The sequence below is a fragment of the Mesorhizobium sp. PAMC28654 genome (assembly GCF_020616515.1).
GTDB lineage: Bacteria > Pseudomonadota > Alphaproteobacteria > Rhizobiales > Rhizobiaceae > Mesorhizobium.
This window is the reverse complement of the sequence record NZ_CP085135.1, coordinates 4,841,014-4,861,551: the sequence shown is the minus strand read 5'-3', so window position 1 is coordinate 4,861,551 and position 20,538 is coordinate 4,841,014. Positions and strand designations below refer to the sequence as shown.

General features: G+C 63.5%; 21 protein-coding genes. 11 read left to right on the top strand and 10 right to left on the bottom strand.

Annotated elements, in window-relative coordinates:
• Window positions 1-10 precede the first annotated feature (10 nt).
• The 3 genes from lysA to LGH82_RS23890 all read left to right on the top strand — a co-directional run bounded on the left by lysA (window position 11) and on the right by LGH82_RS23890 (window position 5,055).
• Window positions 11-1,279: a diaminopimelate decarboxylase gene (gene lysA, locus LGH82_RS23900; RefSeq protein ID WP_227345109.1), complete on the top strand. Its 1,269-nt coding sequence runs from the start codon at window positions 11-13 to the stop codon at window positions 1,277-1,279.
• A gap of 41 nt (window positions 1,280-1,320) precedes the next feature.
• Window positions 1,321-2,262, top strand: coding sequence for a threonine/serine dehydratase (locus LGH82_RS23895; protein ID WP_227345108.1), 942 nt, complete (start codon window positions 1,321-1,323; stop codon window positions 2,260-2,262).
• Between the two features lie 213 nt (window positions 2,263-2,475).
• On the top strand, window positions 2,476-5,055 hold the full coding sequence (locus tag LGH82_RS23890; protein WP_227345107.1) for a TIGR02302 family protein: 2,580 nt from the start codon (window positions 2,476-2,478) through the stop codon (window positions 5,053-5,055).
• Between the two features lie 78 nt (window positions 5,056-5,133).
• Here LGH82_RS23890 and LGH82_RS23885 read toward each other — a convergent pair whose 3' ends face one another.
• A complete protein-coding gene (locus tag LGH82_RS23885) occupies window positions 5,134-5,763 on the bottom strand; it encodes a glutathione S-transferase family protein (RefSeq protein ID WP_227345106.1) in 630 nt (209 codons plus the stop codon).
• A 102-nt stretch (window positions 5,764-5,865) separates the two neighbouring features.
• Window positions 5,866-6,723: a LysR family transcriptional regulator gene (locus LGH82_RS23880; protein WP_227345105.1), complete on the bottom strand. Its 858-nt coding sequence runs from the start codon at window positions 6,721-6,723 to the stop codon at window positions 5,866-5,868.
• Between the two features lie 222 nt (window positions 6,724-6,945).
• Here LGH82_RS23880 and LGH82_RS23875 point away from each other — a divergent pair, with 222 nt between their 5' ends.
• Window positions 6,946-7,896 carry a DMT family transporter gene (locus LGH82_RS23875; RefSeq protein ID WP_227345104.1) on the top strand — a complete coding sequence of 317 codons (951 nt, stop codon included), beginning with the start codon at window positions 6,946-6,948 and terminating at the stop codon, window positions 7,894-7,896.
• Window positions 7,897-7,922: 26 nt separating this feature from the next.
• Here LGH82_RS23875 and LGH82_RS23870 read toward each other — a convergent pair whose 3' ends face one another.
• From LGH82_RS23870 to LGH82_RS23860, 3 genes are all read right to left on the bottom strand, one after another.
• The gene (locus tag LGH82_RS23870; RefSeq protein WP_227345103.1) at window positions 7,923-8,294 is read right to left on the bottom strand and encodes a response regulator; all 372 of its coding nucleotides are present in this window, start codon (window positions 8,292-8,294) and stop codon (window positions 7,923-7,925) included.
• A gap of 221 nt (window positions 8,295-8,515) precedes the next feature.
• Window positions 8,516-9,058 (bottom strand): hypoxanthine phosphoribosyltransferase, encoded by a 543-nt coding sequence (gene hpt, locus LGH82_RS23865; RefSeq protein WP_227345102.1) that lies wholly within the window; start codon window positions 9,056-9,058, stop codon window positions 8,516-8,518.
• 185 nt (window positions 9,059-9,243) lie between these two features.
• Window positions 9,244-9,891: a hypothetical protein gene (locus LGH82_RS23860; RefSeq protein ID WP_227345101.1), complete on the bottom strand. Its 648-nt coding sequence runs from the start codon at window positions 9,889-9,891 to the stop codon at window positions 9,244-9,246.
• Window positions 9,892-10,082: 191 nt separating this feature from the next.
• On the opposite strand from LGH82_RS23860, the gene ftsE reads away from it, so the two are divergent.
• From ftsE to LGH82_RS23845, 3 genes are all read left to right on the top strand, one after another.
• Entirely contained in the window at window positions 10,083-10,742 is a 660-nt protein-coding gene (ftsE, locus tag LGH82_RS23855; protein ID WP_195178105.1) for a cell division ATP-binding protein FtsE, read from the top strand.
• On the top strand, window positions 10,735-11,724 hold the full coding sequence (locus tag LGH82_RS23850) for a cell division protein FtsX (protein WP_227345100.1): 990 nt from the start codon (window positions 10,735-10,737) through the stop codon (window positions 11,722-11,724). The genes ftsE and LGH82_RS23850 overlap by 8 nt, the downstream gene beginning before the upstream one ends.
• An 89-nt stretch (window positions 11,725-11,813) precedes the next feature.
• Entirely contained in the window at window positions 11,814-12,536 is a 723-nt protein-coding gene (locus LGH82_RS23845; RefSeq protein WP_227345099.1) for a YdcF family protein, read from the top strand.
• A 21-nt stretch (window positions 12,537-12,557) separates the two neighbouring features.
• Here the strand turns inward: LGH82_RS23845 and LGH82_RS23840 are convergent, their stop codons facing one another.
• Window positions 12,558-13,175 (bottom strand): pyridoxamine 5'-phosphate oxidase family protein, encoded by a 618-nt coding sequence (locus tag LGH82_RS23840; protein ID WP_227345098.1) that lies wholly within the window; start codon window positions 13,173-13,175, stop codon window positions 12,558-12,560.
• Between the two features lie 113 nt (window positions 13,176-13,288).
• On the opposite strand from LGH82_RS23840, the gene LGH82_RS23835 reads away from it, so the two are divergent.
• Both LGH82_RS23835 and LGH82_RS23830 read left to right on the top strand, forming a co-directional pair.
• Window positions 13,289-14,203, top strand: a complete 915-nt coding sequence (locus LGH82_RS23835; protein ID WP_227345097.1) for a LysR family transcriptional regulator — start codon at window positions 13,289-13,291, stop codon at window positions 14,201-14,203.
• A gap of 132 nt (window positions 14,204-14,335) precedes the next feature.
• Window positions 14,336-15,130, top strand: a complete 795-nt coding sequence (locus LGH82_RS23830; protein ID WP_227345096.1) for a lysophospholipid acyltransferase family protein — start codon at window positions 14,336-14,338, stop codon at window positions 15,128-15,130.
• A gap of 7 nt (window positions 15,131-15,137) precedes the next feature.
• Here LGH82_RS23830 and LGH82_RS23825 read toward each other — a convergent pair whose 3' ends face one another.
• The 3 genes from LGH82_RS23825 to LGH82_RS23815 form a co-directional block, all read right to left on the bottom strand.
• On the bottom strand, window positions 15,138-15,764 hold the full coding sequence (locus LGH82_RS23825) for a LysE family translocator (RefSeq protein WP_227345095.1): 627 nt from the start codon (window positions 15,762-15,764) through the stop codon (window positions 15,138-15,140).
• Window positions 15,765-15,929: 165 nt separating this feature from the next.
• Window positions 15,930-16,877 (bottom strand): aldo/keto reductase, encoded by a 948-nt coding sequence (locus LGH82_RS23820; protein ID WP_227345094.1) that lies wholly within the window; start codon window positions 16,875-16,877, stop codon window positions 15,930-15,932.
• Window positions 16,878-17,012: 135 nt separating this feature from the next.
• Window positions 17,013-17,534, bottom strand: coding sequence for a gamma-glutamylcyclotransferase (locus LGH82_RS23815; RefSeq protein ID WP_227345093.1), 522 nt, complete (start codon window positions 17,532-17,534; stop codon window positions 17,013-17,015).
• Between the two features lie 133 nt (window positions 17,535-17,667).
• On the opposite strand from LGH82_RS23815, the gene LGH82_RS23810 reads away from it, so the two are divergent.
• Both LGH82_RS23810 and LGH82_RS23805 read left to right on the top strand, forming a co-directional pair.
• On the top strand, window positions 17,668-18,666 hold the full coding sequence (locus LGH82_RS23810; protein WP_227345092.1) for a DUF2125 domain-containing protein: 999 nt from the start codon (window positions 17,668-17,670) through the stop codon (window positions 18,664-18,666).
• A 6-nt stretch (window positions 18,667-18,672) separates the two neighbouring features.
• Window positions 18,673-19,605, top strand: coding sequence for a sugar kinase (locus LGH82_RS23805; RefSeq protein WP_227345091.1), 933 nt, complete (start codon window positions 18,673-18,675; stop codon window positions 19,603-19,605).
• Here the strand turns inward: LGH82_RS23805 and LGH82_RS23800 are convergent.
• Window positions 19,602-20,537, bottom strand: coding sequence for a prephenate/arogenate dehydrogenase family protein (locus tag LGH82_RS23800; RefSeq protein ID WP_227345090.1), 936 nt, complete (start codon window positions 20,535-20,537; stop codon window positions 19,602-19,604). The two genes, LGH82_RS23805 and LGH82_RS23800, sit on opposite strands and share 4 nt — an antisense overlap.
• Between the last annotated feature and the right edge of the window lies 1 nt (window position 20,538).

Here is a 20,538-nt window from a genome sequence, read left to right as displayed (position 1 = left end):
AATCATTCTCGTGAACCACTTCGACTACCGCGACGGCGTGCTGCATGCCGAGGACGTGGCCATCCCCGATATCGCCGAACGGGTTGGCACGCCGTTCTATTGTTATTCGACGGCGACCCTGACCCGGCACTATCGGGTGTTTGCCCAGGCCTTTGCCGGGCTCGACGCGCTGGTCTGCTACGCCATGAAGGCCAATTCCAACCAGGCAGTGCTGAAGACGCTGGCAAACCTCGGCGCCGGCGCCGACGTGGTGTCGGAAGGCGAATTGCGCCGCGCGATGGCCGCCGGCATTCCTGCCAGCAAGATCCTGTTTTCGGGCGTCGGCAAGACCGCGCGTGAAATGGATTTTGCTCTCAGCGCCGGTATCCTCTGCTTCAATGTCGAGTCGGAACCCGAACTCGAACTGCTGTCGGCCCGCGCCACGGCGTTGGGGAAGGTGGCGCCGATCTCGCTGCGCATCAATCCGGATGTCGATGCGAAGACCCACAAGAAGATCTCCACCGGCAAGGCCGAGAACAAGTTCGGCATTCCCTGGCAGAAGGCGCGGCAGGTCTATGCCCGCGCGGCTGAGCTTCCGGGCATCAAGGTCACCGGCATCGACACCCATATCGGCAGCCAGATCACCGAGTTGCAGCCCTTCGACGACGCCTTCGCCCTGCTGGTGGAATTGGTCGGCGCGTTGCGAGCCGACGGCCACGCCATCGAGCACGTCGACCTCGGCGGCGGCCTTGGCATTCCCTACCGCACGGACAACAATCCGCCTCCCCTGCCCGACGCCTACGCGCAGATCGTCAGGAAGCATGTCACAAAGCTCGGACTGAGGGTGATGTTCGAGCCAGGCCGGCTGATCGTCGGCAATGCCGGCATCCTCGTCTCCGAGGTGATCTTCGTGAAGGAAGGCGACGCCAAGAATTTCCTGGTCGTCGACGCCGCCATGAACGACCTGATACGGCCGACGCTCTATGACGCTTTCCACGACATCAAGCCGGTGGTGCAGCCGCCGGCCGACACGCCGCGCATGATGGTCGATGTCGTCGGCCCGGTCTGCGAAACCGGCGATTATCTTGGCCTCGACCGCGACCTGCCCAGGCTGAAGTCCGGCGACCTGATTGCCGTGTCCACCGCCGGCGCCTACGGTGCGGTGCAGGCTGGCACCTACAACACGCGCTTGCTGGTGCCGGAAGTGCTGGTCGACGGCGACCGCTTCCACGTCGTGCGCCCGCGCCAGACCTATGACGAGCTGATCGGATTGGATTCAGTGCCCGCTTGGCTGGAATAGGCGCGCGCGGCATCGGATTTGTCGGCTAAAGGGAGCAAACCATGGCGGCCAGCAACACGATCACACGCGAACGCATTGCCGCGATGGAACCGCGCATTCGCCCCTATATCAGACATACGCCGGTGCTGCGCGTCGACATGGCGGATTTCGACCGGCCGCAGTTGGCTGTCGACCTGAAGCTTGAGTGTCTGCAGCATTCCGGCTCGTTCAAGGCGCGCGGCGCCTTCACCAACCTTCTCGAACGGCCGGTCCCCAAGGCTGGCGTCGTCGCGGCATCGGGTGGCAACCATGGCGCGGCGGTCGCCTATGCGGCCATGCGGCTCGGCCACAAGGCGACGATCTTCGTTCCCGAAGTGAGCCCGCCGGCCAAGCTGGACCGGATTCGCAGCTATGGCGCCGAGCTGGTCGTGGGCGGCGCCCGCTATGCCGAGGCGCTCGCCGCCAGCGAGGCTTTCGCCGAGAAATCCGGCGCCCTGCAGATCCATGCCTTCAACCAGGAGGAGACGCTGGTCGGGCAAGGCACGCTCGGCCTTGAGATCGAAGCCGACTTGGCGGATATCGACACGCTTCTGGTCGCCGTCGGCGGTGGCGGCCTGATCGGCGGCATCGCCGCCTGGTTCGCCGGCCGCATCCGCATTGTCGCCGTCGAGCCCGAGGGCGCACCGACACTTCATCGCGCCTTCGAGGCGGGCCATCCCGTCGACGCGCCAGCAGAAGGGATCGCCGCCGATTCGCTGGCGCCAAAGCGCGTCGGCGAGATGATGTTCCCGATCGCCGAGGCCTTTGTCGAGCGCTCCATACTGGTCAGCGACGACGACATCATCGCGGCGCAGAAGGCCCTGTGGAACAGGGTGCGGATCATCTCCGAGCCGGGCGGCGCGGCCGCTTTCGCGGCGATCCTGTCCGGCCGTTACGCACCGGAACCCGGCGAACGTATCGCCGTGCTGGTCTGCGGCGCCAACGCAAACCCCGCCACGTTCTGATTGCAACGCCTCGCGTAGACCTGGCGTTTTTTCGAACTGCCTCGCCTTTGCCGTGTTTGCTGGTATTCTTCGAGTCGTGAGGCGCGGGCTATCCTGCCCGCCCCACGGCATGATCCCGAAAAGTGGAATCCGGTTTTCGGAACAGATCATGCCTGAAAGAGATGGAGCCCCATCCCGGGTTTCTCGGGATGGAACAGGCTCCCGAAAGGGCCGATGGCAGAACGACCCACCCTGAGCAGCGACAAACGCCTGGCCGTACGCCTTGCCCTGAGCCGGCTGGCGACTCGCGCCGCGATGGTGTTCGAGCGCGGCTGGCCATTGCTGCTTCCGCTCGTCATCCTCGCCAGCCTGTTCCTCAGCGCTTCGTGGCTCGGCATCTTCCACCGGCTGCCGGACGTGGCGCGCATCGGCCTTGTCGCCGCCTTCGGCATCGCCGCCGTTGCGGCGCTCTATCCGCTGCGCTTCTTCCGCATGCCCGCCGCCGCCGAGGTCGATCGCCGCATCGAGGCCGCCAATGATTTGCGGCACAGCCCGGTGCTGGTGCAGACTGACCGGCCGAGCGGCAGCGAAACCAGCTTTTCGCAGGCGCTCTGGCGCGAACACCAGAGGCGCATGGCCGCCCAGCTCGGCAGCCTCGGCGCCGACATGCCGCGCACGCGCGTGCCCGAGCGCGACCCATGGGGCTTGCGCGCCGTTGCCGCACTTTTGCTCGTGACTGCTTTTGCCTTTTCCTTCGGTCCGACTGGCGGCAAGATCGCCGATGGCTTCAGCGAGCATGGCGTGCGCGATGTGGTGCCGCCGCGGATCGACGCCTGGGTGACGCCGCCGGCCTATACCGGCAAGCCACCGATCTTTCTCACCGCCGACGCCAACCAGGCGACCCCCACCTTCAGCGTTCCGGAAGGCAGCGACGTGTCGCTGCGCGTCACAGGCGGTTCGGGCGAGGAAACGCTTGCCTATGCCGACAAGAACGGCAGCGCCCACGCCATCGACCCAGCAAGCGCCCAGGCTGCCGCTGGGGCCAAGCCGGCGGCGGCAACGCCCTCGACGGTGCGGCAATTCAGCGGCAAGCTGACCAATGACGGCACGCTGACGCTGAAATCGGGCCAGGACCAGATTGGCCGCTGGGCTTTCGCGGTAATTCCCGACAAGCCGCCGCAAATCCGCTTCGTGGGTGAGCCGAAGCGCGCCGCCAACGGCACTTTCGAACTGAACTACCAGATCGACGATGATTACGGCGCGGCCTCGGCCAATGCCGTTTTCGCGCTGGCCGATCCGCAGGCGCCGAATGCGCATCCGCTCTATGGCGCCCCCGAGATGCCGCTGGCACTACCACGGCGCGGCGGCAAGACGAACGCCGCCAAGACGACGAAGGACCTGACCGAGCACGTCTGGGCCGGCGCCAGCATCAAGCTTACGCTGACGGCGACTGACGATGCTGGCCATAAGGCGACAAGCGAAACCAAGACGCTGGTCATGCCGGAGCGGCCGTTCTCCAATCCGCTGGCGCGGGCGGTGATCGAGCAGCGCCGCATGCTGGCCCTCGATGCCAACGCCAAGGGCCGCGTGCTCGACCTGATGGACGCGATCACGCTCAGGCCGGAGGACACGTTCAGCAACATGTCGCACTACCTTGCGATCATGAGCGCCCGCAGCCGGCTTAAGCTGGCTGAGAATGACGATCAGTTGCGCAACGAGGTAGCCTATCTCTGGGAAATCGCCCTTGGCATCGAGGAGGGCAATCTCTCGGCCGCCGAGAAGCGGTTGCGTCAGGCACAGCAGGCGCTGCAGGACGCCATCAAGAACGGCGCCAGCGACCAGGACATCGAAAAGGCGATGAAGGAACTGCGCGAGGCGATGAACCAGTTCCTGCAGGAATTCGCGGAGCGCGCCAAGCAGAACCCGAACGCGCCGCAGATCCAGCAGAATGGTCAGGAGCTGCGTCAGAGCGATATCAACCGCATGATGGACCAGATCGAGAACCTGGCGAAATCAGGCGATCGCGACAAGGCGCAGCAGCTGCTCTCGCAATTGCAGGACATGATGAACAATCTCCAGGCCGGACGCGACCAGAAAGGCGGCGGCCAGCAGGACAGCGAGATGAAGCAGCAGATGGACAAGCTGGGCGATATCATGCGGCGCCAGCAGGAGATGATGAACGATACCTTCCGCATGGATCAGATGCGGCGCGGCGACCAGCAGACCGACGAAGACGGACAGCCGCAGCCGGGCGACCAGGGCAAGCCCGGCCCGGGTGACGATCGCGATCCGCTCGCCCGGCCAAAGCCAATGACGCCGCAGGAATTCGCCGATGCGATGAAGCAGTTGCAGGAAGGCCAGGGCCAGCTGCAGAAAGACCTCGACCAGCTTAAGAAGGGGCTCGAAGGCATGGGCATGGAGCCCAGCCCGGGCTTTGGCGAAGCCGGCAAATCCATGGGCGACGCCAAGCAGGCGCTTGGCGAGGGCGAAGGCGACCGTGCTGTTGGCGATCAGGGCCGGGCCCTAGAAGCGCTGCGCAAGGGCGCCAAGGACATGATGAAGCAGCTGCAGGCCATGCAGGGCGACCAGGGTGGCAGTGAGCCGGGTGGCCGCCAGCAGAATGCCGACCGTGACCCGCTCGGCCGGCCGCGCGCCACGCAAGGGCCCGATGACGGAAGCTCGGTCAAGGTGCCCGACGAGATCGACGTGCAGCGCGCGCGCCAGATCCTGGACGCTATCCGCAAGCGGCTTGGCAATGCATTGAGCCCCGACATCGAGCGCAGCTATCTCGAGCGCTTGCTGGAGCTTAAATAGTCGTCATCCGAGCGGAATGCGGCATCGCTCGGATGACGGATTGAGTCGTCACGCGAACGAGATTCGGCGCGCTGAAGCTCAGTGGCTGCCGACCATGCCAGCCGCCTGCGCCATCTCATATTCCCTGTGCGAATAGCGCTGGAATGCCGGACGAGCGGCGAGGCGATCGAGATACGCCGCGAATACAGGATTCTCCGGCAACACCCGCAAGACATTGGTCGCGTAGTGAATGCCGCTGCCGATTTGCGTGTCGGCGGCGGTAAAGCGATCGCCGACGATATAGGGTTGGGATGACAACGCCTTCTCCAGATTGGCGACCATTTCGGAGAACGAGCCGTAGGAATAACGCGGCCCCATGAACTCGACACCGTGGGCCTTTGCCGCCACCACCGGATCCAGAACGGAATCACAATAGACAAGCCATGTCAGATACCGTGCACGTACACGGTCACCCTGCGCTGGCGCAAGACCGGCCTCGGCGAAGGTGTCGGCGAGGTAGAGGGTGATCGCCGCCCGCTCGGTGACGACCGTGCCATCGTGATCGATGGCCGGCACCTTCTTGTTCGGCTGTATTGACCGATAGGCTTCAGGAACGCCTTCGCTGGCCCGGATATCGACCGGCGAGAATTCAAACGGCACGTCCAGTTCCTCCAGCAGCCAGTGAACACTGGAAGCGCGCGACCATGGAGCGTGATAGAAGGTGATCATCTCGTTTGTCCTCCGGTTGGATGCCGCCTTGTATCGAACTGCTGCTGACAGCTTTGTGTCAGGAGCCTTGGCAACAGGAGACGAGTTCAATGCCGATCCCGGCTACCGGTTGATGAACGCCTCGCGGATCGCTTCTTCCATGCTGTCGATCGCCTCGCCGGAAGCGTTCGGATTGCGCCGCAGCACCACGTTCGAGGAATCGATGTCGCCGAACCCGTCGGCGGCCGTCAGTTCGCGGCAGTCGGCCGGGATATTGCTGCGCGAGATCGGCGCGATCGCCAGCCCGGATGTGACGGCGAGCCGCAAGCCGCCATTGGTATCGCTGGTATAGGCGACACGATAGGCGAGGCCCCGCTGCTCCAGCGATTTTATGGCGAAGTCCCGGCACCAGCCGGCACGGTTGTAGAGCGCGATCGGCACCGGGCGTTCCTCATGCATCTGGTGCAGATTGGAGGTCACCCACACGGTTGGGTCGTTCATCAGCACCTCACCGCCGGAAAGATCCTGCCATTCGAAGACCACGGCCAGGTCGAGCTCATCGGCGGCCAGCGCCGCGATCTGTGCGCCCGAATGCGCGTAACGGACGGTGACTTCGACCTTGGCATTGCGCTTGGCAAAGGCGCCAAGCGCGCGCGACAGGATCGCGTGGCCGTATTCCTCCGGAATGCCGATGCGCACCGGCCCGCCAAGCGGCGGCGCGGCCATCGACGCTGCTGTTTCGTCGAGGAGGGAAACGATACGCCTGGCATTGCCGATGAGTTCGTCGCCGCGCCGCGTCAGCGCCACGCCGCGCGAGCCGCGTTCGAAAAGGCTGTTGCCTACCATGTCCTCGAGCTTCTTCATCTGCATCGAGACGGCCGACTGCGTACGGCCCGCCCGTTCCGCCGCCTTGGTGAAATTGCCGGTGTCCGCCACCGCGACGAAGGTGCGCAGAAGGTCGCTGTCGAGGGTGGGTTTCATGGCGCTCATCATAAGAGAATTTGATTGCTGGCATCATTCCAATTCGTTTGCAACATGTCAAACGCCAGACGATAGTCAGGCTACCCATTGGATATGCGGCCGCGAAATCGGACGCGGACCAATCTGAAGAGTCCTCACTCGTGCCCGCTGCCCGAAACGGTGGCGGGTTCTTTTTAACCGCATCCACATCGGCCACGCCGCACACGGAGACCAGAAACGCCCATGCAGAACCGGATGGTGCTCGGTATGCTGAGCCTCTGCCTTGGCGTGCTGGTCTTCTCGCTGCAGGACCCATTGGTGAAAGCCGTTTCCAGCACCTATCCGGTGACGGAGGTTATGGCGATCCGCTCTGTCGTCGCGCTGCCGATCCTCATTTTTCTCGTCCACGCCGACGTTGGACTGCGGGCAATCGCCTCGAAGCGCATTGCCATGTTGACGGTGCGCGCCTTCACGCAGTTCGCCTCCTACACCATCTACTATCTGGCGATCGCTGCCCTGCCCCTGGCCGACGCGGTGGCGCTCTACTTCATGGCGCCGCTTTTCATCATGGCGCTGGCCGGGCCTTATCTGGGAGAACGCGTGTCCTGGCAGACACTGGCCACGGTGCTGCTCGGACTGGTCGGCGTTCTCGTGATGCTGCGCCCGGGCGCCGGGCTGTTCGACTGGGCGGCGCTGCTGTCGCTGGGCTCAGCCGCCCTCTACGGCTTTTCACAGCTGATGGCGCGCAAGATCGGCGATACCGAATCATCAACCGTCATGGCGTTCTACCAGAACGGCGCCTATCTAGTTGGCGCGGCCGTGGTCGCCGGCGCATTTCATCTGGCCGGCATAACCCATGCGGTTCATCCAAGCCTCGAATTCCTGGTGCGACCCTGGCTTTGGCCGACAACATCGGATTTCCTGAAGATGGCATCCTGTGGCTTCATTGCCTCGGCCGGCATGATCCTGTTGTCCCAGGCCTATCGGCTGGCACCCGCCAACCGCGTCGCCACCTTCGAGTATACCGGTATCCTGTGGTCACCGTTGTGGGGCTTCTTGTTTTTCGCCGAGGTGCCGCGATTGACGACAGTGATGGGCGCGGCTTTGATCATCGGGGCTGGCATGCTGGCACTGAACCTCAGCCGACGCCCTGTGGCCGCGCCTTCGATCACGGTCAGTTGCGATCCAGCCTGAGGAAGATCAGACCCTGCAGGGTGGAATCAGACGAGGCAAACAAGCGCCCGTTCAACCCGCGAGCGAATCTCGGCCAGTGTGAAGGGTTTCTGCACGACATCGAGAATGATGCCGTCAAGTTCCTCGGCGCGCTCACGCTGGTCGGCATAACCGGTCATCAGCATGATCTTCATCGCTGGAAACCGCGCGGCGGCGGCGATGGCCATCTCGATGCCATCCATTTCCGGCATGCGGATATCGGAAACGACGAGATCGTAGCCTCCTAGCGCAGCCTGGATCATCGACAGGCCCTGCCCCCCGTCGGCGGCAACGTCGATCATGTGCCCGGCGCGTTCGAGCGCGCGGGCTGCGAGGGTACGGACGGACTCATCGTCCTCAACAATCAGGAGCTTTGCCATGGACGGCATATTTGGCGGCGAAAAGTTGACTTTTCCTGAACCGGAAACACAGTCAGGAAGAAATCAGCGGCACGCTCCAAGGTGTGTTGAGATTCAGGTCAGGCCGAGTCGAAAACGATGGCTTGCGAGAACCGCAGCGGAGCGTACTTTCGGGTACCTGAGCACCGGAAGCGCAGCAAGCCGCCATTTGCAGACCGGCATCACCTGAATATCAATACAGCTTAAACGTCGCCCTTGACGATGCCCACGAACGGCAGTTCGCGGAAGGCGTGGGCGACATCCATGCCGTAGCCGACGACGAAATAGTCGGGGCAATCGAAGCCGACATAATCGGCATTGAGTTCCGTCTGGCGGCGCATGCGCTTGTCGAGCAGCACGGCGATGGCGCAGCTCTTGGCGCCGCGCGACAACATCAGGTCTCGGGCAAACGTCAACGTCTTGCCCGATTCGAGGATGTCGTCGATCAGCAGCACATCGCGACCGGCGACCTCATTGTCGATGTCGCGCAATACCCGCACCTCGCCGCTGCTGGTGCCGGCGCCATAGCTGGAGATGAAGATGAACTCGACCTCCGGGGACAGGCCGACATCATGCATGGCGCGGATGAGATCGGCGGCGAAGATGAACGATCCCTTCAGCACCGAAATCACCAGCAGGTCGTGATAGTCGTGCCCGGCGATTTCCTTGGCGAGTTCGAGATTGCGCCGCGCGATGGCGGAGGCCGAAAACAGGACTTCGATGTCCTTGCCGCGTACAACTGGCATTGGCTGCCTTTCCAGGATGATTGCCTATAATCCCCCCTCGCGCAGGGTGTGTTGGGATTCGGGTCAGGCCGAGTCGAAAATGTCGGCTTCCGAGAACCGGAGCGGAGCGTACTTTTCGTACGCGGGCACCGGAAGCGCGGGAAGCCGCCATTTGCAGGCCGGCATCACCCGAATATCAATGCACCCTATTCGGCGAAGGTGACCGACACGGTCTTCACGCCGTTTCTAGGCACCTCTAGCCGGCTGGCAAAGCCAAATCTTTCGCCGACCGCCAGAGGACGGTTGGATGTCCCCAACGTATATCGGGTTGTGAGCCCGTCATTGCCGGTAACCCGGATCTCCAGTGGCGGCAGCGGTGTCGACGCGCTCCCGTCATTGGCGGCCTCTCCGTCAACGAACAGCACGGGCTTTTCGCCCGACGCGTCGACGTGCGACGTCACGCCTGAAATGCTGAGTGCGCGGGCCTGGTCCTGCGCGGCGAGGAAAGGCACATGGCGCACCAGCGCGTGGCCGCCGGAGATCCAGAATGCAGCCAGTGCCGCGCCAACGCCGGCAATCCAGAAGATCGGCCCGCCACGTGATGCCGGCAGGCGTTCCGCGGGGTTTTCGGGCTTGCGCAGCATGTCCATGCCCTCGATCGACGGCGTGGCAATGACGCGCGGCAATGGCGACGGCGCATCGGTTCGGGAGCCGAAGCGCGGCAGGATCTCATAATCGGCATCGACAACGTCAGCCACCGAACCACGCATGATGCGCTCCGGCATTGGATTTGCTGCCGGGTCGGTCATGATTTCGCCGAAAACCGGGCGCGCGGTTCTATCCTCAGCCATCATGGCCCCAGTACTGCAGCACGTATCGCTTTTCGTTTCTTTTGCGTAAACGCAAATGGTTAACGCTTCCCCACCGGAGCTCCTGTGATCAGTCTAAAATGCCCAGCAATTAACCAACGGTTAACCATGCCGGCCGATGGTCGTTTCACAGAATGGGCTGGCGAACCGCCGCCGCAAGTTTCAGGTCGCCGAAATTGATCCGCTTCGAAAATGTCGGCCTCCGCTATGGCATGGGTCCGGAAATCCTCCGCGACATTTCCCTGCACATTCCGGAGCGCTCCTTCCAGTTCCTGAGCGGACCGTCAGGCGCGGGCAAGACGACGTTGCTGCGCCTGTTGTTCATGTCATTGAAGCCGACACGCGGGCTGATCACCATCTTCGGCAAGGACCGTTCGCGCATTTCGCGCACCGAACTGCCGCATCTGAGACGGCGCATCGGCGTGGTATTCCAGGACTTTCGCCTGCTTGACCACATGACCACATATGAAAATGTGGCACTCCCGCTGCGTGTGCGCGGGCGCGAGGAGGCGAGCTACCGCACCGACGTGACCGAGTTGTTGAAATGGGTTGGCCTCGGCGAGCGCATGCACGTGCTGCCGCCGGTGCTCTCGGGCGGTGAAAAGCAGCGCGCCGCGATCGCCCGGGCGCTGATCGAGCAGCCGGAAATCCTGCTAGCCGACGAGCCGACCGGCAACGTCGATCCGCCACTGGCGCGACGCCTGCTGCGGCTGTTCATCGAACTCAACCGGCTGGGCACGGCGGTGGTGATCGCCACCCACGATCTCGGCCTGATGGAACAGGTCGATGCACGACGCCTGATCCTGGCCGGCGGAAGGCTGGATATCTATGACTGATCTTTCCGCGGAACATCTTGAAGATCACGACGCCGAGGAGGCCGTGGCAAGGCCGCGCGCCCAGCGCAAGATGGCGCCGATCGTGCCGGCGCAGAACATCGCCGGCCGGGCACTGGTGCTGGTCATCGCCATCATGACCTTCCTGTCGTGCCTGACCTTTGGCGCCGTGACCCTGGTGCGCGACACGGCTTCTGTCTGGGAGAACCAGATCTCACGCGAGGCAACGATCCAGATCAAGCCGGTCGACGGCCTCGACATGGAAGCAGCCCTTGTCCAGGCGTCGCAAATCGCTGGCGAATTTCCCGGCGTGAAGGGCACCAAGATCATAGACCGCGAGGCGACGGCGCGGCTGCTGGAACCATGGCTTGGCTCAGGTCTCAACATCGACGACCTGCCGGTGCCGCGTCTGATCATCGTCACCATCGACGAGAACAGCCCGCCCGATTTCGCCGCGATGCGTGCGGCGATCACGCCCAAGCTGCCCAGCGCATCGCTGGACGACCACCGAACCTGGGTCGACAGGCTGGTCGCGATGGCCCGCACCACCGTCACCATCGGCATCGCCGTGCTGGCGCTGATGCTTTCGGCGACGGTGTTGACCGTGGTGTTCGCGACGCGCGGCGCCATGGCCGGCAACGGACACATCATCGAAGTGTTGCATTTCGTCGGCGCCGAGGCGCGCTTCATCGCGCGCGAGTTCCGCCGGCACTTTCTGGTCACCGGCATGAAGGGCGCGGCGGCGGGCGGGGCAGCCGCGGTGGCTGTCTTCATCGTCTTCTCGTGGTGGTCGTCGCGCAACATGGCAACACCGCAGGCCGACCAGGCGACTGCCCTGTTCGGCAATTTCGCCATCGGTTCGGCGGGCTATTTCGGCGTCGTCCTCATGGTGCTGGTCATCGGTGTGCTGACCGCGGCAACCTCCCATGCCACCGTTGTCGCCTATCTCAGCGATATTGATGTTCGCCAACCGGACGCCGGCTAAAGGTCAGGATCGATCACGGATGAAGAACCGCCGTAACGTAAAGTGCGCTTTTCCGCTACCAAAGGCCATATTTCGGGATTAACCATGGCATGATGGACGCGCGGGATTCGACCAATACGGCTGGATGCACGCCAGTGCTGGTTGCGCGTTCCCATGCGCACCGCAGGTCCGGTCGTTTAGCCACCGCGTTGCGCGTGTTTTCTTTCCTGCTGCTTGCCTTTGTCGTGCTGTTTGCCGGCGGCTTTGGCTGGTTCGCAAACAAGGTCAGCCATCTCACCACGCCCGCCAATCCGGCGAAGGCCGACGCCATCATCGTCCTGACCGGCGGCCAGTCGCGCCTCGATGCCGCGATGGATCTTCTGGCCTCCGGCAAGGGCGAACGGCTTTTGATCAGCGGCGTGCATCCTTCCGCCAGCCGCCGCCAGCTTCAGGCCGCGATCGGCGGCGACAAGAAGCTGTTTTCCTGCTGCGTCGACATCGACCGCGCCGCACTCGACACAATCGGCAATGCCGAGGAAAGCGCCAAATGGGTCGAGAGCCACGCCTATGGCACGGTGATCCTCGTCACCAACAACTATCACATGCCGCGCAGCCTGCTGGAGATGGGACGGCTGCTGCACAACGCCAAGCTCGAACCCTATCCGGTGGTCAATGCCAATCTCGACAATGGCGGCTGGCTGACCAAGCCTGAAGCGTTGCGCGTGCTGTTCACCGAATACAACAAATACCTGTTGGCGCTGGCGCGCGGTATCGTGCCGGTGAAGCCGACGCCGGACGGTATCGCATTAGCCGACACCTCCGCCGGCGGCTGAAGCCCATTCATTTCCTGGCCATCACGCCTGGGCTTCCCTCAAGCGCGCTATCTCTTGCTCGAGACGTTCGATGCGCTTGTCGCGTTCGGCCAGCGCGGCTGCCACATCGGCTGCTTCGAAACGCTGCGGAATGTGCTGCGGGCAATTGGCATCCCACGCGGCAACGGTGAACAGGATGACCTGCTCGGGCCGCGCCCTGTAATCCCTTGGCATCAGCTTCGCCAGCAACTCGCCATCGTCCTCGACAACACGCGCCGTGCCCCAGATCTTGATGCGTTGCCGGTGCGCGTAGTCGATCAGGAACAGGAATGCCCTCGGGTTATCCTGCAGATTGCCCTGGGTGATGAACTGCTTGTTGCCGGAAAAATCCGCGAACCCGATCGCGTGTTCGTCGAGCACCTTCAGAAAACCGGGAGGCCCGCCGCGATGCTGGATATAGGGCTGGCCGTCGCCATTGACCGTCGATAGGAACACGCTGGTCTGCGCGTCGATGAAGGCAGCGAGGTCGGGCGTGATCGAGGCTTGCCAGCCACCACGCTCTTCGACACGGGCGTAAGACTGGCGCGAGCCTTTGCGGACCTGGATCGCCTTGACGGTCGGTGTGAAAGCGACGTCGCTGGTGAAGGCATGGGCATTCATGGAAAGCTTCCTCCGAGACCGGGCCGCTATAATCACCTCCAAAATATAGGCCTTCCACATTTCCGATGCAGATGGCATACCTGCAACCTACCCTTCCATTTTTCGGAAGACTGATGGACCGCCTCGAATCCATGTCCCTTTTCGTCGCCGCGGCGGAAGCCGGCAGCCTCTCCGCGGCAGGCCGTCGACTGGGTATTCCCCTGGCGACGATCAGCCGAAAAATCTCCGAACTCGAGGCGCGCCTGAAAACGCGCCTGCTCAACCGCTCGGCGCGGCGGCTGACACTGACCGATGCGGGCCACGCCTATCTTGCCGCCTGCCGCCGCATCCTCGATGATGTCGGTGAGGCCGAGCGCACGGCCGCTGGCGAATACAGCACCCCGACAGGCGAGTTGATCATCACCGCGCCGATCGTCTTTGGCCGGCTGCATGTGCTGCCAGTCATCATCGCCTTCCTCGCTGCTTATCCCGAGGTGGACATCCGCCTGACCCTGGCGGACCGGATAACGCAGTTGATCGATGAACATATCGATCTCGCTGTCCGCATCGGCCAACTCCGCGATTCCAACATGGTCGCCATCCGCATTGGCTCGATCCGTCATGTTGTTTGCGCGAGCCCTGCCTATCTGACCGAACATGGTACGCCAAAAGCCCCCGAGGACCTTGCAACGCACCGCTGCATCACATTTGAAGGGGCATTGGCCACCTGGAGCTTCGGCGGTGGCAAGACTGAATTCGCCGTTCCCGTCCGCTCACGGCTTCGGGTCAACACCGCGGAGGCGGCTATCGATGCCGCCATTGCCGGTGTCGGGATGACCAGGGTGCTTTCCTATCAGATTGCCGAGGCCGTGCGCTCGGGCTCGCTCCGCCCCGTGTTGCAGGCATTCGAGCCAGAGCCATGGCCTGTCAGCCTTGTGCATGCCGGCCAGGGCCTGCTGCCGGTGAAACTGCGGGCATTCCTCGACTTCGCCGCGCCACGCATCAGGGAAAGACTGGCGCAGTCGATGTGGCGGAATGAACCGTCCTGAGGGCGTTTGCCCTGACTGCTCCTGCCTGGAACCCGTTCGCTGCTCATCGGATCGGTTTCCTGCTTATTGCACCGTTTCCTTTTTGCCCGCGCTTGGTGTAACCAACGCACACTTCTTCACCGGGCCCCCCACATGCTCTACATCCGCTCGCTGGCGTTCAACTTCGTCTTCTACGTCAATTTGATCGTGCAGATGATCGTATGGACCCCCTATTATTTCCTCTCGCCTCGCGACCGGGCCTGGTTCGTGCCGAAATTCTGGTCGCGCACCTGCATGTGGCTCTACGACAAGGTCGCCGGCACGAAAAACGAGATCACCGGCCAGGAAAACCTGCCCGAAGGCTCCTTCATCCTGGCTCCGAAGCATCAATCCTTCTGGGACGCCATCGCCTTTTTCCCATTCCTCAAGGACCCACTCTACATCCTCAAGCGGGAGTTGACCTGGATCCCGTTCTTCGGCTGGTACATCATGAAGATGCGCATGATTCCGGTCCACCGGGGCAGCCGTTCGAAGGCGCTGAAGGCGGTTGTCGCCGCGACCAAGGCGGAAATGGCGCGCAATCCCCGCCAGCTCATCATCTACCCGGAAGGCACAAGGCGCGCGCCGGGCGACGATCCCGCCTACAAATACGGCATTGTCGAAATCTATACCCAGCTCGGCGTTCCGGTGGTGCCGGTCGCCCATGTCGCGGGCCTGTATTGGCCGCGCAGGAAGTTCCTGCGCTATCCCGGCACCATCAAGGCGCGCTTCCTGCCGCCGATCCCTCCCGGCCTGAGCAAGGACGAATTCATGGCGCGGCTGATCGGCGACACGGAAGCCGCCTGCGACCAGTTCCTGATCGAGGCAGCCCGCGCGCCAAACCCACCGGCCATGCCGCCATCGGCCGTGAAGCGGCTGCGCGAATTGGGCGCCGCCGCCAAGGCCTGACACGAATTCAGGAAAACAGCGCCAGCGCGGTGGTCAGGACCAGCGTTGCCGCAAAGACGAGATTGATGATCCGCGATGCCACCGGCTGGCGCAGGAGGCGTGCAAACGCTGCCCCCGCGAGAAGCCAGATGGCATGGATGGCGACGATCATCAGGGCGAGAACCGCCAGCTTGAACCCGACGCCGAGTTCGCCAGCGCCGGACGCCGACGAGGCGCCGGCGAACACAGCGGCAATCGCAACATAGGCCTTGGGATTGGCGATGGCCAAAAGAAACCCGGCCAGGAATGTTGGCCGCGCGGCTTGGTCGGGATTGGCGGCCAAGGGCGGCGCCGTCGCGATCTTGAACGCGAGGTAGAGAATATAGGCAGCGGACGCGACGGCCAGCACCGGCGTTAGCGTCGGCACCGAGACGAGCATCGCCATGAGCCCGGTGGCCACGGCGAGCAGCACGGCGATCGTGCCAAGAACGATCCCACAAGTGTATCCGAGCGAACCGCGCGGACCAAAGGCAGCGCCAACGGCGGTGACGCTGATCGTCGCCGGTCCCGGACTGCCCATGACAACGGCGGACATCGACACGAGCCCAAGCAACTGCCGCCATGTTTCCAGATCGAAAAGAGCCTGCCCGGCCATTCCTGGATTGCCCCTACCCTGCTCTACCCGAATGACGATATGGCGAGCTGGGCGGATCGTCTTGGACGATCGTGCGAAAAGTCCGCCGGCTTGACCGACGGACTTCATTGTGAAGATGGGGCTGCCTGCCAGGATGGCCCTCAAGCGGGCATCCGGTGCCAGGAACTAGGCGCTTGCCCTGTCCAGCGCCGCGATATCATCCGCGCTCAGCTTCAGCGACACCGCTTTGATCAGGCTGTCCATCTGCGAGGGCTTGGTGGCGCTGGCAATCGGCGCGTTGACGCCCGGCCGTGCGATCACCCAGGCGAGCGCCACTTCGGCCTGCTTGGCCGAATGCCTGGCGGATACCGCATCGAGGGCGGCCAGGATGCGCATGCCGCGATCGTTCAGATAGCTGGCGACGTCTTCGCCGCGCTCGCTCTGGCCAAGATCGGCCTTGCCGCGATATTTGCCGCTGAGAAACCCCTTGGCGAGGCTGAAATAGGTGATGACGCCAATATCCTCTGCGATGCACAGATCGCGCAGCGGTCCGTCAAAGGACGAGCGGTCGTAGAGATTGTATTCCGGCTGCAGCACCTCGTAGCGCGGCAGGCTGCGCAGGCTTGCCACATTGAGCGCGGCACGCAGCTGGCCGGCGTCGAGGTTGGAGCAGCCGGCGTAGCGGATCTTGCCCTTGGCAAGCAGCTTCTCATAGGCGCCGAGCGTCTCCTCGTAGGGCGTGGCCGGATCCGGCCAGTGCGACAGATAGAGGTCGATGACATCGGTCTGCAGCCGCTTCAGCGATGCGTCCACGGCCTTTTCGATATAGGCAGCTGAAAGATCCTTCTTGCCCTGTCCCATGTCCGAGCCGACCTTGGTGACGACGACGATCTTGTCGCGGTTGCCGCGGCTCTTCATCCACTTGCCGATGATGGCTTCCGATTCGCCGCCCTTGTTGCCGGGAGCCCAGCGCGAATAGACATCCGCCGTGTCGATGGCATTGAGGCCTGCGTCGGCAAAGCGGTCGAGCAGGTCGAAGGAAGTTGCCTCGTCGGCGGTCCAGCCGAAGACGTTGCCGCCCAGAACCAGCGGCGCGATGGAAAGGTCGGTGCGACCGAGACGGCGTTTTTGCAAGACGGATCTCCATGATGAATTGGGGATGGTTGGAATCGGGCGGACGACTTCCGCTGATTGAGGTTCGGAGCTTAACCTAGGTCTTGCCTCTTCGAGGTCAAAGGTCCCATTACCTTTTTCCTCAGGGCCAGTGTTTCACAAGGGCGCTATCCGCCCCGCCACCTCTTCCAGCCAATGGTCGCGAATGCCCAGGGCTTCAAGGTGCTCCAGCGTGCTGAGCACGTAATCCTCGTTGTTTCCGGACTGGCCGACAGCGCCGCGCACGACGGATGCCGCGCGAGCGGCATCGAGCGCGCCAGCATATTGCTCATGGTCGCGGTCGACAATGTAAGCAATCGCCTCGACTGTCGCACCGCTGTCGAGGCGAACCTTGAGCGTGCGCTCAAGATAGACGCTGGTGACGAGTTCACGCTCGCGCAGATAGGCAACAACCTCGTCGCGCAAATCGCCGGGGACACGGAATGCCAGCCCGACGCAGGAGCCGCCACGATCCAGGCCGAGCACAAGGCCCGGCCGCTCGCGCGTGCCGCGATGCACGAAGGAGTAGACGCAGAGCGACCGGTGATAGCCGTGCAGGCGCGCGCGCTGCGTCTCGACATGCGCGAAACCTGGCCGCCAGATCAGCGAGCCGTAGCCAAAAACCCAAAAATCGCCCATATCGCCGAGCCTGATTGCAAAAGAGTGGTGGCACCGCACCGAAGCCGGTGTTTTTTAAGTCCGTCCCTACCTATTGTCGTTGGAAGCGAGTCTCACTCGTCGACAACACCCATGCGTTAACGAGAGCCGCAGCATGACGTCAAGTGACGAGCTTCAGCCGAACCGCAGCCGCCGCCTCTGGTGGCTCGTCGCCTTCATTGTCGTGCTGTTCGGCATCTACAGCGCCGGCTGGTTCTATCTGGCGAACAAGGTCCAGAGCGAAGCCGACAAGGCGGTTGAGACACTGAAGAGCCAGGGCATCGTGGCGGGTTGCAGCAATCTCGCGGTGAGTGGTTACCCGCTCAGCTTCGTCATCTCCTGCGACACCCTTGGCTATCAGGACGACGCCAGGAACATCGCGGCCTCCGCCGGCACCTTCAGTGCAGTCGCGCAAATCACGCAACCCCTGTCACCTGTTGCCGACCTGCGCGGACCGCTCAGAACATCGGTTCCGGGAATGCTGCCGCTTTGGATCGACTGGGAAACCCTCCAGGCCAAGGCAAAATTGTCCTGGCCCTTGCCCCGGCACATCACGCTGGAGGCCACGGGCCTGTCCGGCCAGACTGACCCGACTGATGATACCGACCCGGTCGAACTGTTCTACGCACGCACGGCAACGGGACAGCTGCGTCCGAACGGAACGGACGTCAACTATGTGGGAAGTTTCACCGACCTCGAGATCGACGCCGACGCAATTGGGGGGCGCGTGCTGCCGGCACTCGACGGCAGTGGCGACGTGACGCTGAAGAACGGCCTGACCCTGCTCGAAACCCAGGCGAAGAGCCTTCGCGGCCAGTCGATCTACATCGCCCAGCTCGACCTGTCATCGGGAACGGCGCATATCAGTGTTGCTGGGACTGTGTCGGTGGACGTGGAAGGCCTGATCGACGCCGACCTGACGATCTGGCTCAAGGACCCGAAGGCCGTGGCGGCGATCCTCGGCGCCGCCATTCCCGAGCAGAAAAGCCAGATAGAGCAAGGCTTTGCCGGGTTGGCAATGCTCGGCAACGAGCCGTCCCTGCCACTGAAGATCGTCAAGAGCAAGGCTTCGATCGGCTTCATCCCGTTGGGCAAGATCAAGCCGGTCCAGTAGGCGGCCATGAAGAAGCCGGTCAAACTCCTCAGCGTCGGCGCCCTGACGCTCGACACCATCCTTCGGGTGGACCAGCTTCCCACGCATCAGGGGAAATTCATCGCATCGGACGGCGTCCAGATTGCCTCTGGCATGGCCACGAGCGCGGCATGCGCGGCGCATCGGCTGGGTGCTCAGGTATCGCTCTGGGCAAGTGCTGGTGACGATTCGGTCGGCGATCAGCTGGTTGCAGGGATCGAGGCGGAAGGTGTCGACTGCGGCTTCGTCCGGCGTGTCAGCGGCGCCCGTTCGGCACTGGCCTCGATCCTGGTCGACGCCCATGGCGAGCGCATCATCGTGCCCTTCTACGACAGCCGGGCACAGGTGGCCCCGGAAGCATTGCCCGTTGCCGACCTCTCGGCGTTCGACGCTGTACTGGTCGACGTTCGCTGGCCGGGCGCGGCGGCACTTGCGCTGAAGGCCGCGCGCGCTGCCGGTCGGCCGGCTATCCTCGATGCCGATACCGCGCCACTCGCTGTGTTGGAGCAGCTGTTGCCGCTGGCTTCCCATATCGTCGCCTCCGAGCCGGCGGCCCGCATCATCTGCGGTCAGGCGCTGGATCTGGAGACCACTTGCACCGACCTGGCGTCCCGCACCGACGCCTTCGTCGCGGTCACTGGCGGCCCGGCGGGAACCTGGTGGTTTGATCGAGCAGCAGGATCATCCCGCCATGTCGCGGCGCCGCGGATCAAGGCCGTCGACACGCTGGCCGCCGGTGATGTGTTTCACGGCGCATTTGCCGTCGGATTGGCGGAAGCCATGCCGGTCGAGCAGGCACTGCGTTTCGCCAGCGCCGCCGCCGCGCTCAAATGCCAGCGCTTTGGCGGCAGGCTGGGCGCACCGGACCGGGCGGAGACGCTGGCGATGGTCGCCGCCCACTGGCCTGCTGAACAGGCTTAGTTCTTGGTTGGATGCTCGACCGCCTGGCGGCCGAAATCGGGCACATCGATGTCCTGGCCGGCCTCGATGATCGACCGGCGGATCGCACGGGTGCGGGTGAACAGGTCGAACAGCTTCTCGCCGTCGCCCCATCGGATCGCACGCTGCAGCGAAGCCAGGTCCTCCGAGAACCGCGCCAGCATTTCGAGGATGGCGTCCTTGTTGTGCAGGCAGACGTCGCGCCACATGGTTGGATCCGAGGCGGCAAGGCGGGTGAAGTCGCGGAAGCCCGAAGCCGAGTATTTGATGACCTCGGACTTGGTCACCGACTGCAGATCGTCGGCCGTGCCGACGATGTTGTAGGCGATGATGTGCGGCAGGTGCGAGACGATGGCCAGCGTCATGTCGTGGTGCTGCGGGTCCATCGTGTCGATGTTGGAGCCGCAGCGGCGCCAGAACTCCGACAGTCGTTCCAGGGCATCCGGATCGGTGTCTGGCAGCGGCGTGAAGATGCACCAGCGATTGTCGAACAGATCGGCGAAGCCGGCGTCCGGGCCCGATTTTTCCGTTCCCGCCAGCGGATGACCCGGGATGAAATGCACGCCAGCAGGTACATGCGGCTGCATCTGCGCGATGACCGACGCCTTGGTGGAGCCGACATCGGTGAGGATGGCGCCCGGCTTCAGAGCCGGGGCGATTTCCTCGGCCACCGCGCCGGAAGACCCGACCGGCACCGAGACGATGACCAGATCGGCATCGCGAACCGCTTCCCTTGCATCCCTGGTGTAGGAATCGCCCAACCCAAGCTCTTCCGCCCGCGCCAGCGTCGCGGCACTGCGCGTGGAAATGGCGACATGGCGGGCAAGGCCCTCGCGGCGGATGACCCGCGCCAGCGACGAGCCGATCAGGCCAATGCCGACCAGCGCTATCTTTTCAAACATCGGTGATGTCATT

Bases quoted from the DNA above. Each gene is read 5' to 3' on its own strand.
- LGH82_RS23885 (WP_227345106.1), bottom strand. From the start codon at position 5,763: ATGATCACCTTCTATCACGCTCCATGGTCGCGCGCTTCCAGTGTTCAC.
- LGH82_RS23850 (WP_227345100.1), top strand. From the start codon at position 10,735: ATGACTGATCTTTCCGCGGAACATCTTGAAGATCACGACGCCGAGGAG.
- LGH82_RS23805 (WP_227345091.1), top strand. From the start codon at position 18,673: ATGAAGAAGCCGGTCAAACTCCTCAGCGTCGGCGCCCTGACGCTCGAC.
- LGH82_RS23835 (WP_227345097.1), top strand. From the start codon at position 13,289: ATGGACCGCCTCGAATCCATGTCCCTTTTCGTCGCCGCGGCGGAAGCC.
- LGH82_RS23810 (WP_227345092.1), top strand. From the start codon at position 17,668: ATGACGTCAAGTGACGAGCTTCAGCCGAACCGCAGCCGCCGCCTCTGG.
- LGH82_RS23870 (WP_227345103.1), bottom strand. From the start codon at position 8,294: ATGGCAAAGCTCCTGATTGTTGAGGACGATGAGTCCGTCCGTACCCTC.
- LGH82_RS23880 (WP_227345105.1), bottom strand. From the start codon at position 6,723: ATGAAACCCACCCTCGACAGCGACCTTCTGCGCACCTTCGTCGCGGTG.
- LGH82_RS23875 (WP_227345104.1), top strand. From the start codon at position 6,946: ATGCAGAACCGGATGGTGCTCGGTATGCTGAGCCTCTGCCTTGGCGTG.
- LGH82_RS23830 (WP_227345096.1), top strand. From the start codon at position 14,336: ATGCTCTACATCCGCTCGCTGGCGTTCAACTTCGTCTTCTACGTCAAT.
- LGH82_RS23815 (WP_227345093.1), bottom strand. From the start codon at position 17,534: ATGGGCGATTTTTGGGTTTTTGGCTACGGCTCGCTGATCTGGCGGCCA.
- LGH82_RS23895 (WP_227345108.1), top strand. From the start codon at position 1,321: ATGGCGGCCAGCAACACGATCACACGCGAACGCATTGCCGCGATGGAA.
- hpt (WP_227345102.1), bottom strand. From the start codon at position 9,058: ATGCCAGTTGTACGCGGCAAGGACATCGAAGTCCTGTTTTCGGCCTCC.
- LGH82_RS23825 (WP_227345095.1), bottom strand. From the start codon at position 15,764: ATGGCCGGGCAGGCTCTTTTCGATCTGGAAACATGGCGGCAGTTGCTT.
- LGH82_RS23840 (WP_227345098.1), bottom strand. From the start codon at position 13,175: ATGAATGCCCATGCCTTCACCAGCGACGTCGCTTTCACACCGACCGTC.
- LGH82_RS23860 (WP_227345101.1), bottom strand. From the start codon at position 9,891: ATGATGGCTGAGGATAGAACCGCGCGCCCGGTTTTCGGCGAAATCATG.
- LGH82_RS23845 (WP_227345099.1), top strand. From the start codon at position 11,814: ATGATGGACGCGCGGGATTCGACCAATACGGCTGGATGCACGCCAGTG.
- LGH82_RS23800 (WP_227345090.1), bottom strand. From the start codon at position 20,537: ATGACATCACCGATGTTTGAAAAGATAGCGCTGGTCGGCATTGGCCTG.
- LGH82_RS23890 (WP_227345107.1), top strand. From the start codon at position 2,476: ATGGCAGAACGACCCACCCTGAGCAGCGACAAACGCCTGGCCGTACGC.